The sequence below is a fragment of the Winogradskyella luteola genome (genome assembly GCF_019203985.1).
GTDB lineage: Bacteria > Bacteroidota > Bacteroidia > Flavobacteriales > Flavobacteriaceae > Winogradskyella > Winogradskyella luteola.
On record NZ_JAGSPD010000006.1, the window covers coordinates 44,329 to 60,148 of the forward strand.

Here is a 15,820-nt window from a genome sequence, read left to right on the forward strand (position 1 = left end):
TAAATTCCCTCAAAATAGTTTATGAGAAACAGACGTAAGTCTATAAATTATAATTCTTTTTTTGGCAGTATCACAATGCATACTGTAACCCTTTTGACCCCTTATTTTTCAAACTCTAAAAGTCTCGTCGATTCACTTTCAATAGACGGAGACATGAGATATTCTTGCTATAAATTCATTAATTACTTAAAAGAAAACTTATGAAACCAGAAACATAAAACACCAAGTTATTACTTAAGACAAACATTAATTCTTGTGACTATTTATTCAATGTATGTGTCTTATACAAAAATTAACCCTTAAATTAATAACATTGAAAATTCTTAAATTTTGCATGGCGCATAAAATCTAGCCATGTAATAAATTCTCATATTACGAATTCAGTTTTCATTGTTATGCCGGCAAAGCGAATGATTTTTTTGTTGGTCTAGACTTCTATTGTGTTCACTAAACAGAAGCCTAACCCATCGAATTAATCCATATGCGTTTGTCACTAAAAATAATTTTACGATTGAATTATTATTCAAAAAAAAATGACTTATAACAATGAAAAAGAACTTATTAAACCTTGCTTTTATCATCATCTCTTTATTTGGTTTTGGTCAAAGCACTTTATATTTTGAAGATTTTACGGGTCAAGCTGGTAAAGGCGCCAGAGGACCAGGAGGAAACAACCCAACAATAGATTTAAGCGGAGTCAATTGGTCAATTGATGTTAATAATGTAAACCTTACCGATACAAATGATTTCTTCTTTGTAAGAACAGTAGGCGTCAATGATCTTTTAGAAGGTCGTGATTTAGACGGTGAAGCTATTTGGTTGTCACCTCCTATTGACATTACCGGTTTTACCAATGTTAGCTTTACCATTGATGTTTCTGAGTCCAACGGAACTACGACAAACAACTTGGAATCTGACGATACGGTTACCATAGAATACAGAATTGATACGGGAGCTTGGACAACAGCATCCACAAACGGCACATTTTCTAACGACTATAGTCCTACCGAGGCGAGTGAAAATGGGTTAAATGGATCAACTTTAGAGTTAAGAGTAACCATGCTTAATAATGGAGGAGGTGAACGCCAACGTATCGATAATATTGAAGTTACAGGATTTCCAGATTGCACAACAGCCTTTTCTCTACCATTTAACGAAGGATTTGAAGGTAGTTTCCCTCCAGATTGCTGGACAACTTATCGAGGAACTAATGGGTTAGGAACAAACAATGATTGGACCTCAACCACATCAGCAACCAACTCCGGTACAAGATCTGCGTTTGTGGAATTTGAAGTCGTTTCTGGAGGAAATGCCCAAGATTGGCTAGTCACTCCAGCCATAGATTTAGCAACGGCGCAGGCACAATTACGCTTTTTTGCACAAGACCAATTTACGATAGATTACAATACTGAATACACGGTAAGAATTTCGCAAACCTCAGCTACAGACATTTCAAGTTTCACAACCGTTCAAACCTATAATGAAACGCAATTAGGAAACCCATTTAATGAAAAAACTATTGATCTTTCTGCATATACGGGAATTGTTTACATTGCTTTTGTTATGGAACAAAACGATGGAGACAATTGGTTTTTAGACGATGTATCCGTGGTGGACATTTCAGCATGTCCAACGCCAACGGACATTACCAATCTTACTGCTAATTACATTGATGGTACCATAGACTTACAATGGGCATTGGGTGATTGCTATGACGATGTACTTATAATTGGTAAGGAAGGCAGTACCGTAACGACTGTCCCCACTGGAGACGGTAGCACATACGTATCAAGTTCAGTTTTTGGAAGCGGTACCGAAACTACAACTGATGAATTTGCAATACTCAATAATACGGATAGTTCAGTATCTGTATCTAACGTAATATTTGGCAATACTTACCATTTTGAAGTATTTACAAGAAAAGGGACAACTTGGAGTACAGGTGTACCCATAAGCATTACACTTAACTATTGCACGGTTGATGGAGATACAACTTTTGGCACTTCAATAACTCTAGTAGATTTTGGATCCATAAATAATATCACGGCACAAGGATCTGGTTATGATGACTTCACTTCACAGTCTACAAGTATTGCCAGAGGTGATTCAGAAGATTTAACTGTGAACTTAAATACTGATGGTAATTTTGCAGTATATAGCTATGCATGGATAGACTGGAACCAAGATGGAGACTTTAACGATAGTGGAGAAACCTACGATCTAGGAGAAACCATTGATAATCCAGATGGAGCTACAAGTAATAGCCCTTTAACAATAACTGTTCCTGATAATGCTGAACTAGGCAGTACAAGACTTCGTATTCTTTCTCAGTACTATTTTAATAACATCCCAACCAATGGCCCTTGTGATGGTTCAACAGATGGTGAAATTGAAGATTATACAATAAATGTATTGCCAGGTACAATTTACACTTACGATAACGGTTGGTCACCTTCTAACCCAAATGGAGTTTCTACCACAGCAGACGATATAATTATTGCAAATGGGGACGCAACCATAACTTCAAATATCAGTTGCAATACACTAACGGTGAACCCAGGTGCTGGCTTAACAGTAAATTCTGGCGTAGTATTAACAGCCTTAGACGAAGTTGTTTTACAATCAACATCAACCAGTTATGCCAGTTTAATTCTAGATGGCACTATCACAGGTAATGTTATTTATTTACGTCATGTCAATAATGCTCCAGAGCCTGGCGCAAGCACAACAAATAACGATCTGATTAGCGCTCCTTTAATTGGTCAAAGTTTTGGAGATTTTAGGATTGCAAATCCAAATATACTTTCAGGAACCATAGGAGGCAATCCTGCATTTTTATTTGGGCCCTTCAACCCTACTTCTGGCAACTATGTCAATTATCAGCCCTCAGATGATACTGAAGTTTTAGATGCTGGCGAAGGTTTTCGTACAGGTTCTACTGATAATAGCACTTATAGGTTTATAGGAACAGTAGAAACTGGAACTGTAAGCATTCCTATTGTTTCTGGTGGTACAAGTAACTGGAATTTAATTGGGAATCCTTATCCAAGTTACCTTAATGTACAGGGCTTTTTGAACAATGCCAACAATGCTTCACTTTTAGATGAAAATGCAGTTGGCATATACGGCTATGATGGTGCAGCAGATGATGGTTGGACAATCTTCAATTTGGCAACAACAACACCAAGCACCGTTATTACACCTGGGCAAGGGTTCTTTATTGATGCTGAAAACTCAGGCAGTATTAATTTTACTGCAAGTATGCGGTCTACCGGAAATAGCGATGACTTTATTGTGGGTAGAAATTCAAACCCACTTGTATATTTAAAGTTGAGCATAAATACGAATTCAGAAAATTATCGTACGGCCTTCTATTTCAATGATAACGCAAGTACTGATTTAGACTTAGGTTATGATGCTTCTGTTTGGAATAGTGTTCCAGAGGATTTTTCTTTACATTCCTATTTGGTTGAAAATGATAATGATATAGCAATGGCCATTCAAGCTTTACACAGCTATGATTTACAAAATATCACTATTCCTTTGGGTGTAAATTCAAATGCCAGTGAGACCTTAGAATTTTCAATTTTAGAATCTACAATTCCAGATGGGATCAATATCTATTTAGAAGATACAGTATCTGAAACTATTACTTTGTTAAATAATGAAAGCTACACGATTACACCAAATACAGATTTAAATGGCAGTAAGGGTAGATTCTATCTACGTTTTGTAAATCAATCACTAAGTGTAAATGAAACTAATTTAGAAAATTTACAAATCTTTGCTAATCAAAAGCAAAGAATAATTACTATAAAGGGCACTTTCTTAAATCCTACTAAACTTAGGTTATATGATTTACAAGGTCGCTTGGTGAAGACCGCTGATTTAGCAAAAAATACAAGCTCTCAAAATATAGATGTTTCAAATCTTTCTTCGGGTATTTTTATTGTTGATATAAAAACGGAAAATGCTAGAAAAGTTCAAAAGGTAATTCTTAGGTAAAACTTTAAAAAAATAACAAAATCCAAAAGCACGTCTCAAAAGATGTGCTTTTTTTATTCTCAATAATTTAACACTTGAATTCATTAAATAGAAACAATTTGTGCAATTTACCGACAAATCCATTGTTAAATCAATAGAATTTTTATATTTGCTTATTAAGATAATGTTAATTTCTATCTAGTTATTCTATTTTAAGCCCCTCAATTCCAAAAAAAAGCCTACTTACTACTGATTTTAGTTACTATACTGTAGCTATGATTAACTAAATATTATATATATAATTATGAAAAAATTTTACATTTATTTAGCTGCATTTTTAATATGTGGTTTAAGTTTTGGGCAAAGTACTATCAATATTACAACCACTGGTGGTAGTTTTCCTGGAGAAAAATGGGTGAGCATTACCACAGGAATTGATGGTAGTGGAACTCAGGTTTGGGGTCAAGGTGATGGTACACAATGTAATGGCTCTGGCTTAATCAATCAAGATATATCCATTGCACCTGGCACATACTATGTAAATTGTTACGATCAATATGATGACAGCTGGGATGGCACCTTAATAAGTGTTACTGCTTATGGATCTGTAATTGGTGATAACGGAGGTGTTTCCCCAAGTGATGGTGCTGACACTGACTTAACTTCTTCTTGTGAAGGAACACCTGAAGAATTAGAAGCATCTTTTCAAATTATTGTTCCTAGTCCACCTTCTTGTTTACCACCTTCTAGTTTAAATGTTGATAGCTTTACTGCTGATTCTGCTACAATAAGTTGGACTGCTGGTAGTACTGAAACTGATTGGGAGATTGTAGTACAAGCCGATGGAACTGGTGAGCCAGGTGGTTCTGGCACAGCAACAACCAATAACCTTAACTATACAGATAATACTTTATCTGCTAATACGCCTTACGAGATATGGGTTAGAGCAGATTGTGGTGCTAATGGGTTTAGTAGCTGGGTAGGACCAGTTGATTTCCAAACACCTGTAGCTAATGACGATTGCGCTAGTGCCTTAGATTATACAACAACTTTTGGAGCAATAGGGGCTTTAGGCTCGTGCCCTGGAAATACACAATCGCTTGATATTACTGATTATACAGATGCTGGTGAAGACCCAACATGCGAGTTTGGTTCTGATGCAGTAGCTTGGTACACTTGGACCGCAACAACAACTAGCGTAGATTTTACCTCTGGAACAGGACAGCCAGGATTAGAAATCCTGGACGGCACATGTGGATCATTTACATCGCTAGGTTGTTTAAATAATACTTCAGGAAGAATATCTGGTCTTACTATAGGTATCACTTATTATTTAATAATATATGATGAAGGCACTTTTGGTTCTACTTTAGAATGGTGTTTAGAAGAAAGTCCTTCATGTTTAGAAGTTTCAGATATCACTATTGATGGTTTTACAGATGCATCTGTTGATGTCAATTGGACAGCTAGTGCTTCTGGTGAAACCGATTGGGAGATTATAGTTCAGGAAACAGCAACTGCTGACCCAGGATCTGGAGATTCAGGAACTCCTGTTAATGCAACTGCAGACTCTGCGCCACCATATACTTTTACATCATTAAGTGAACAAACAGCATATGAGGTCTTTGTTAGAGCCAACTGTGGTGGAGGTGATTACGGCGCATGGGTTGGCCCTGTAAACTTTACAACACCTTGTAGTGCAATTGTACCAGAATATAATGCAGATATGTCTACTAATGTTCCAGATTCATGTTGGGATGAAGCAGGTAGTGGTGATCCAGGAACAGGACCTAGTAGTGTAGGTTTCTCTAGTTGGAGACAAGGCACTTCTTATGCTTTTGGCCCTAGTAATGCTATGAATTTGTATTCTGATTTTAATTCTGAATGGCTCCTTTCTCCTTCTTTTGATTTGTCATCAGGAGGGCCATTTCAACTTGAAATAAATGTTGCAGTAACTGATTACGCAGATGGAAGTACAGATGCTACGATGGGATCTGATGATGAAGTACAACTATTAATTAGCACAAATGGTGGTAGTACTTGGACTAATTTAACTACCTGGAATGTAGGAAATGAGCCTGCTCTTAATGGTACAGAATACGTAGAGGACTTAACATCTTATTCAGGAAATGTTCAGTTCGCTATTTGGGCTAATGAAGCTACAGATGACCCTGAGGATTATGATTTCCATGTCGGTAAATTTAGAGTTGCACAAATACCATCAAGTTCTACAGTAGACTTTTGTAATCTACAATTTCCAAATAGCGGTAATATAAATGAAGGGGGAACATTTACAGCTTTCGCACAAATTTTCCAAACTGGTATTACTGAAGCTGCTGGTCAAGGAGCAGATATTGAAGCTTGGATAGGATACAGCACTACAGATGCCACAACGGTTGCAGATTTTACAACTGGATCTTGGACATGGGTTCCTGCTACTTATAATGCCGACAGTGGTAATAATGATGAATATCAAGCAGAAATTGGCTCTGCATTATCTGGCGGTCAATACTATTATGTCAGTAGATTTAGGTATGATGGTGGTGTCTTTGCTTATGGTGGTATTACACCGGGAGGATCTGGTGGTAATTTCTGGGACGGAACTTCTTTTGTTTCTGGTCAATTAGAAGTATTACCTACTCCACCTGCTACAGTAGCCACTTTAAATATTAGTGGTTGTGCAGATTCGGACACTTATTCTGGTGCCTACGATACAAGTGTTGAAGGAGTGACTTGGGTAGAGTTAATTTACGATGGAGGCTGTAGTGAAATTACTGTTGATACTGATAATACAACTTTTGATACCGAATTAGGCTTATTTAATGCCTTTGGTAATCTTGTCGCAAATAATGATGATGATACTGGTGGAATAACTCCTCAAAGTTTAATCACACAAAGCGGATTACCTGCTGGAACATATTATTTAGCTGCAGCTAGATTTAACGTGGCTTTCAGTAATAATTTTGGTGTTACAGCACCATCTAATGCTCAAACAGGCACTATATTTATCAACGCAAGTACCCCTAACCTCCCTGATTATGTAAATTTACAGTCCCCAGGCACGGCAACAATAACTGCAGGTAATACTGTAAATGTTTTTGCTCAAATTTTTGAGACAGGGAATACATCTGGCGCAGGTGCCGGAACAAACATCACTGCAGAAATTGGTATCAGCTCAGTTGATGCAACTACAGTTGCTGATTTTGAAACTGTTGACTGGACATGGACAGCAGCACCTTACTTTGGTGAGGTAGGTAACAATGACGAATATTCTTTGGCAATTGGTGCTTCGCTTGCTCCTGGCACTTACTACTATGTAAGCCGATTTAGTGTCGATGGTGGTCCTTTTGTTTATGGCGGAAATACAGCCGGACCAGGAGACGGTGGAAATTTTTGGGACGGATCGAGCAATATTTCTGGTGTTTTAACCGTAAATGCAAAACCAGAACCTACAAACCATGTACTCACTTTTGCAGCGGTTGCTGATTCCGATACTGAAATCACCTTAACTTGGGATGATAATGATGGTGCGCAACCTGCAGACGGTTTCTTAATCGTTGGTAAAACAGGTGCAGCGACGTTTTACGCACCTATTGATGGCACTGATGATACGGATGATACAGACTGGTCAGATGACGAAGCTGAAGTTAAAGTGGCATCTGGCATACAAACCTATACCTTTACGGGTCTAACAGCTAGTACATTATATGAGTTTGAAATTTATCCTTACACTAATTTTGATAGTGATATTGATTATAAAACAGATGCTACAGTACCTTCAACTAGTGCAACTACAGATGTTGATCCATGCTCAATTGCCATAACTACTTATCCTTTTACTGATGATTTCTCAGCTGATAACCCTTGTTATTCTTTTGATATTATTTCTGGTTCCACAAATTGGGCTAGAGATCCTTCTGGTGGTTCAGGAGATATTTTAGCGCCGAATAGTGCACCTGGCTTTATGGAGAAAAACTACTTAAGTTCTGATGCTTTACTAATTTTACCAGTCTTTGATTTTACAGCTTTAGGTGCTGATGGAAGAATACGTGTGTATTTGCACAGAGATCCAAGTGCCCATGTAAATGACAGATACAGAATCCATGTCAACACAACTAATTCACTAACTGGAGCAACACAAATTTTTGAATTGTTTTCCCGAACGACTACTGCACCTACCGTACCATCTGAAGGCTGGTATGAGTATACCATCGATATACCTAGCAGTTTCAATACAAGTGATTCTGTATACATTATTTTTCAAGGTACTACTACAGCAGGTTTCTCTTCTTATGATTTAGGAATTGATGATCTTGTGGTTGAGGCTATACCTATACCTGCCACTTATACTTATAATGGATCTTGGTCGCCGAGCGATCCAAACGGAGCATCAACAGCAATTGATGATATAGTTGTTACTTCTGGCAATGCAGTTATAGCATCTAACACCAATTGTAATAATGTTACTGTTAATCCTAATGCGGCAATAACTGTGAATTCTGGTGTAACTCTTACTGTTAGTGGTGAGGTTACTTTAGAATCAGTTTCAGATATGTATTCCAGCTTAATGCACGACGGAACTGTAGTCGGTACCATAAAATACGAGCGTTTTGTTAATGCCAATGAAGGTGGTAACGACCTTATTGCACCACCACTCAACGGCCAAAGCTGGAGTGATTTCTTGAATGAAGGCAACAATAACAATGATCTACTAACCGATGGAGATCCTGTTAACCCAACATATTTATTTGGTCCTTTTGATAAAACCACAGACGATTGGGTAAATTATGATAGTAATACTACTGCGACTTTAAATAGTGGAACAGGCTATAGAGCTGGTACAGATGTAACTGCACCTGATACAGGTACAACATTGACATTTACAGGTACAGTAGTCACATCACAAGTTGCCATTAATATTTTAGATACTGGTGCTGTTTACCCAGACTGGAACCTTATTGGTAATCCATATCCAGCTTACCTAGATATGGATGCTTTCCTTAATTTTGACATTGATGGAGCTGGCCCAAATACAGAAACAAACATGGATATTTTAGAAGATTTATCGGGTATCTATGGTTATGATGGTAGTGCATCCAACGGATGGGATGTTATAACGCTTGCAAATGCAGGGTCAAAAGATATGGCTCCGGGACAAGGATTCTTTGTTGCGGCTAACGATACTTTTGTTGCGGACCATGATATTACCTTTGATCCATCCATGCGAGTTGCTGGTTCTGGTGATGACTTTATTGCCGGTCGTGGCACTAATGAATTGGTCTTCTTTAAACTGAACGCAAGCACATCAACAAAAGACTATACCACACAATTCTATTTTAATGATAATGCCTCGCTAGGTTTAGACCATGGCTACGACGCCCAACTTTGGGGAGGTTTCATTCCAAGTTTTGCACTTTATTCAAACTTAGTGCAAGATAACTCAGGTTCACCTATAGCGTTGCAAGCATTAAACTCTTTAGACTTAGTAGATGTTGTAATTCCATTAGGTGTTAATGCCAATTCTGGTGAGCAACTGACATTTACGGTTTCGGAAACCACTTTACCAAATACTATCGATGTGTATTTAGATGATACGTTAAATAATACTACCACATTATTAAATGCATCTGACTATATTATCACACCTAGTTCAGATATTTTTGGCACTGGGCGTTTCTTCTTAAGATTTGCAGAGCAATCGTTATCTATCGACGAAATTGGCTTTGATGATATTAAGATTTACACCAAACCTTCACCTAGGGCATTATTTATACATGGTGTTCTTAACGGAGAGACTACTGCAAAAATCTTTGATTTACATGGGCGTTTAGTACATAGCTCGTTGTTAAACAGTAACCGCTTATTGAATGAAATAGATGCTACCGATTTCTCTGATGGAGTTTATGTAGTGACATTGAGCAATGGTACACAAGAAAAAACACAAAAGGTGATTATTAGATAACACTACCATATTATATAGAAGCTCAAAGCGCATCCAAGTTTGGATGCGCTTTTGCATTATAGTAATATTAAATAAAAAAGGAATTAACGCTTTGTTAATATGTTTTCAGGCTGTAAGAAACAAGTTTTTTTAAATTTGCAGTATCGTTTATATATTTAATAGGGAAAAATAAGCTTTAATATGAAAAAAATTTACACGGTTTTAATAGCAATTTTAATTAGTGGATTTGGTTTTGGGCAGACTACTATTGCAGTTCAGGATTATGATGGTGGAACTCCAAATTGGAATAGTACAGTCTTTCCTGCAACTTATAATGTTTCCAGTGATTATTGGGCGATAAGGGGTACAAATAATAACCCATCAGGAACTACAGGAGATTTTTGGGCTATCAGAGATTTAAATAATGGTAATGGTGGAGGAAATTTTGACCACACACTTACTTTTGATCCAATTGATATCAGTGCTTATGAAGATATAATTATTAGCTTTGATTTTTATACTATAGGTTTTGAATCAAGTGATAGATTAGAATATGAAATTTTTTATGGTCCTGCTGGTTCTGAAGTTGGACAAGGTGTAGTTTCTTTAGATAAAGACACCCAAGCTTGGACTAATATTTCAGAGAATATACCTGACACAGCTGATTCTGCTTATATAATTATCACTGCAAGCCAAGATGGAGGTAGTGATTATGCTGGAATTGACAATGTAACTATCGAAGGTTTTTTACCAACGTCGGAAACTTCAGTCGAGTTTATATCATCTTCAGCTTCAGTTTCTGAAGGCATAGGCACATTCGACTTAATATTCACTATAACTAATGAAGATGCAATAAATGCTACATCCTTTGATGTTGTTTTAACTTTTGGTGATAATTCAGATATTAATGCATATACAACACAATCTGTTACATTTCCCGCTGGCTCATCAACAGATGAGACTCTAACAATTACAGTTACCGACGACACATTGTTTGAAGGAAACGAAACCTTAACATTTAGCATTCAGAATGTGACTGGTGGAGATAATGCAGCTTCAGGTTCGAATTCGTCGTTTGATTTAATTATTGAAGAAAATGACCCTGACCCTTCTGTTAGCTTTTGGTGTGAACCTTTCGATAACAACAATCAATATAGCGTTACATTAGGAGGAGAAGGCAATGATGGGATTCAGGATTATTTTCAAATTACTGACGGCACCAATATTAATGAACCCTACTCAGGGGCTAATGGCACTTTCTTTGCATGTCAAGATATTGATGATGGTGGATGGTCAGATAGCGCTAACCCAAGTCAATTAACTTGGAACAGTATTGATGTTAGTAATTTCTCAAATCTAAGCTTCCAGGGCTCTTTTGCCTCTAATGGTGGTGGTATTGACGATGCAGATTTCGTATTAGTTGAATATCAAATTGATTCTGGCGGATGGATAGATTTATTAGCATTTGAGAATAATGGTGCATCATCAAACACCTCTTTTTTAGAAGATACAGATTTTAACGGTGATGGTGATGGGACACCTTTGACCACAAATTTTATTGATTTTTCAAAATCTATTGGAGAAACCGGATTATTACTTGATTTAAGAATAACAGTATCTTTAAATTCTGGAGATGAAGAAATTGCATTTGATGAATTTAAGATTTTAGGAATTTATTCTGGTTTGGTTTATTCAGATGGGTCATGGGCCCCAAATGATCCAGATGCAACGACAGGAGCTTCAGATGCTATTATTCTAGATGGTAATGCAATACTTACTACTAATGCTAGTTTAAATAATGTTAATGTTTACCCTGGTGCAGGTTTACAGGTTAACTCTGGTGCAACCCTTACTGTTAACGACATGACTTTAGAATCTACATCCACCAGCTATTCTAGCCTAATTGTAGATGGTTCTCTTTCTGGGTCAGTAAGCTATGAAAGATATGTAAATACTAATGACCTTGTAAATGGTAACGATTTAATTAGCGCACCTGTCTCTGGACAAGCCTTTGATGTGTTTATTTCTAATAACACCAACATCTTAGCTAACCCAAGTGGACCAGAAGTATTATTTGGAGGTTTTGACAATAATGATAATAGCGGCAGTCCTTTTGAAGTTTGGAATGAGACTGACACAACTCCATTAACAGCTGGTGTTGGTTATCGCTCTGGTATTGATACGGCCGCAGGTTCTAATCTAGTGACTTTTGAAGGTACTGTAAACACAAGTTTAGTAGAAGTTGCTATAGACCAAGGAACGGCAAGTATTTTAAATTTAATTGGTAATCCGTTCCCTTCTTACCTAGATGCACAGGCATTTTTATCTGAAAATGCTGGTTTATTAGACCCAAGTGCTCAAGTGATCTATGGTTATAACGATAGTACAGATGGAACTTCAGCTGACGATTATACCATTATAAGTGCAATAGAAAACAATACGCTAGATATTGCACCTGGACAAGGGTTTTTCGTCGCTTCTAATCCTACTGGTGGTAATATTCAATTTACGACCAACTCACCAGATATGCGTGTTACATCCACTGATGATGATTTCATTATAGGAAGAAATTCTACATCTATCAATAATGTAAATATCCGTTTGAACAACTCTACTGACAGCTACATTACTAAAGTTTACTTTACAGAGTTCTCTGGTTTGGGTCTAGATCCAGGTTATGATGCTAGCCTCTTAGGAGCTACTGCACCACCATTTGCTTTGTTTTCTCATTTGGTTCAAGAAAATATGGGGATTCCTTTTGCGACACAAGCTATTGGAAAAACAGACTATGCTAATGTTACTATACCTTTAGGTGTTAATGCTAACCAAGGTGAACAATTAACATTTAGCATTGTAGAAAATACATTACCAAGTACAGTAAATGTATATTTAGATGATGATGTAGCCAGCACATCTACTTTATTAAATTCTAGTGATTACGTCTTAAATCCGGCTACAAACCTAAGTGGTACGGGTCGTTTCTACTTAAGGTTTACAGATAATTCCCTGTCTACTTCAGAGGATGATTTTGATACTATAAGCATATATGCAAATCAGGTAGATCGTACAATTAACATCGCAGGACAGTTATTGGAAAACACCGTAGCTAATGTTTATGATATTCAAGGACGATTGGTTACCTCTAAGACTTTAAGCTCTGATTCAACACTGCAAGCTGTTGACGCAAGTTCTTTAAGCACTGGTATTTATGTCATAAAACTATCTAACGGAAAACAAACAAAAACCGAAAAGGTTATTTTAAAATAAAACTATCTATTTAAAATACTTATACAAGTATTATGAAAAGAGAGATTTTTTTAATTATATTACGCATGTTTATAAAAAATCTCTCTTTTTAAAATAGATGTAGATTATATTTTTAAAGCAAACCTTTTAACATTTTTCATTGTTAAATAAATTATTTTACTATTTTTGAATCAAACTATAGGCTAGTCCCATGAAAAAAGACAACCATACAGATAAAATTACACGTAAAGATGCCATTAAAAAAATGGGCAAATATGCTGCATTAACAGCTGTTGGAACTTTTGTGATTTTAAATCCACTTAAAGCGCAATCGTCTTCCCCGCCAGATGCAGGTGGAAATCCTTTCGCTCCAGATTAATTTTCCTATTATATTTTGAATTACCAATTAGCACCGACTTATCAAAGGCTGTTTGGTTCTTATTGGGTCTTGTGGTACTCTAAATCTAACAACTACAGTATTGTAGAATTAGAATTCAAGATCCTTTTAGATAATTATTTTCAATCCAATTCATTAGATGAATTTGCTAGTAAGATAGCGTTGCATGACGATGTATCTGACCCTAAATTGATTGCAAAACAACTTCAATCGTATTTGAAGGGTTGCAATACAGCTAAGGCATCTATTGAAAAAGCTAATCTAAAATTTAAACCTTCGCATTGTAAAACATTTAAACAATATGATACGAATGGCAAACTAATTCAAATCAACTACGATTCTGAATTGGTAAAAAAAACCATACATCCTTCAATAGCTCATCTTGAAGTTAAGCAAAAAGAAGAAGCACAAATTACTTTTGATATTTACCTAGATAATGATCAATTATGTTTGTTCAGAGATAAGCAATTAATCAGATCAGTACCTAAGCGCGATTATCATCTATTACAAGGTAAGTTTGTTATGGAGTTACTTTCTGTAATACATAATAAGCAAGAGTCTGACTGGATAGGAACATTTCATGGTTCTACGATAACCGATGGCCATAACTCAATTTTATTTGTGGGTCAATCTGGAAAAGGAAAAAGTACGTTATGCGCTATATTAGCGGCTAATGGCTATGAATTATTGGCAGATGATGTTTCCCCAATACTTTCAGAAGATTGCCATATTTATCATAATCCTTCAGCCATATCTATAAAAAAAGGTGCATTTGGCTTATTACAATCAGTAGTGAAAAATTTTGACGAATTACCAATAACGGTTTTTAATACATCCAAAGGAGCTATAAAATACGTGCCTTTTCCCAATACAAAGAAAAACAGCTACCCATGTAAAGCCATAGTTATGGTGAATTATAATAATGGTGCAAAGTTGAATTTAGAAAACACCTCAGTAAAAACACTTTTAGAAACACTTATCCCAGATTCTTGGCTATCACCCAACACTTTACATGCCAAGCAGTTTTTAGATTGGCTAGAAACTGTTGACATATATCAACTAACCTACAGTGAAACAGAAAGCGTTAAAACTGAATTATCTTCTCTTTTTCAAAAGCTAAAAAAAAACCAATAATACTTATATTAGAGTTTTATTTTAAACTTTATGGATAATCTAGCCACTACATACCAACATATTGCAGATATCCTAAGTTTTGAAACTACAGATTCTGAGTTAGAAAAAACTCTCAGTAATCCAAAATTCAATTGGGATGCTATTGTTGTTGAGGGCAGTAAACACCTGATTTTACCCGCTCTTTATTGCAGACTTAAAGCCAAGGGCCTTCTACTCGTTTTACCAGACGAGTTAAATACTTATTTAGAAGAGATCACATCAATTAATAGAAACAGAAATACATCTATACTCAAGCAAGTACATATATTATCTCAATTGCTTAATCAGCATAATGTTAACCATCTATTCTTAAAAGGTACAGCACTTCTGGCCGCTGATTATTATAATGATATTGCCGAACGAATGATTGGTGATATAGACATTCTTGTAGACTTAAAGCAACTAGATTTTGCCTTTAACCTTTTGCAAAACAATGGTTATACGCCCATAGAACAAACTTTTGGCGATACCTTTTTTGAGCATAAACATTTACCTAGATTAAAAACAAAAAAAAATATCTCTGCTGTGGAATTACATAGAAAACTATTTGTAACATATAAAGAGAAAGAACTTTCTAATGCAAATCTTTTAGCTTACAAACGTAAAAAAAACAATGTATCAATTCCTTCACAAGAACATCTCTTTAATCATAATATTCTTAACTATCAAATCAATGATTATGGTAATTTATACAATGGCATTAGTTTTAGGTCTATTTATGATACTATTTCTTTACAAAGAAGGCAAAAAATGGATATAACAACATACAAGAATAGAGTTTTTAAAAAATATTTTAGGTTAGCCGGTTTATTTTTCGAGGACATACAGAAGATGAGTGGTTTAAAAACAAATTTTACTACGGCTTTTTACCACTATAAACTAAGACACAGGGTTTTTTATAAATTTTGGAATAGACTTCTAAAACTAACCCATTTTTTTACCATTTTATTAAAACGAATTCCATATCTCTTAACTAACAAGGCCTACAGAAAGGCTTTATTTGCAGACAGAAGGCGTGTTTACAACTATTTTATATCCATTTTGAACAATTCTTAATTTTTTTTTAATGATATTTGCAA

At 35.9% G+C, this 15,820-nt stretch carries 6 protein-coding genes; all 6 read left to right on the forward strand.

The features are described 5' to 3' along the window. Window positions 1-546 precede the first annotated feature (546 nt). The 6 genes from KCG49_RS08645 to KCG49_RS08670 all read left to right on the forward strand — a co-directional run bounded on the left by KCG49_RS08645 (window position 547) and on the right by KCG49_RS08670 (window position 15,797). Window positions 547-4,005, forward strand: coding sequence for a T9SS-dependent choice-of-anchor J family protein (locus tag KCG49_RS08645; RefSeq protein ID WP_218545881.1), 3,459 nt, complete (start codon window positions 547-549; stop codon window positions 4,003-4,005). A gap of 283 nt (window positions 4,006-4,288) precedes the next feature. After that, on the forward strand, window positions 4,289-9,946 hold the full coding sequence (locus KCG49_RS08650; RefSeq protein ID WP_218545883.1) for a DUF8693 domain-containing protein: 5,658 nt from the start codon (window positions 4,289-4,291) through the stop codon (window positions 9,944-9,946). A 180-nt stretch (window positions 9,947-10,126) separates the two neighbouring features. After that, window positions 10,127-13,192 (forward strand): T9SS type A sorting domain-containing protein, encoded by a 3,066-nt coding sequence (locus tag KCG49_RS08655; protein ID WP_218545884.1) that lies wholly within the window; start codon window positions 10,127-10,129, stop codon window positions 13,190-13,192. A gap of 190 nt (window positions 13,193-13,382) precedes the next feature. Further along, the gene (locus KCG49_RS08660) at window positions 13,383-13,550 is read left to right on the forward strand and encodes a hypothetical protein (RefSeq protein ID WP_218545886.1); all 168 of its coding nucleotides are present in this window, start codon (window positions 13,383-13,385) and stop codon (window positions 13,548-13,550) included. Window positions 13,551-13,565: 15 nt separating this feature from the next. After that, on the forward strand, window positions 13,566-14,702 hold the full coding sequence (locus tag KCG49_RS08665) for a hypothetical protein (protein WP_218545888.1): 1,137 nt from the start codon (window positions 13,566-13,568) through the stop codon (window positions 14,700-14,702). A gap of 30 nt (window positions 14,703-14,732) precedes the next feature. After that, entirely contained in the window at window positions 14,733-15,797 is a 1,065-nt protein-coding gene (locus KCG49_RS08670; RefSeq protein WP_218545891.1) for a nucleotidyltransferase family protein, read from the forward strand. Window positions 15,798-15,820 lie beyond the last annotated feature (23 nt).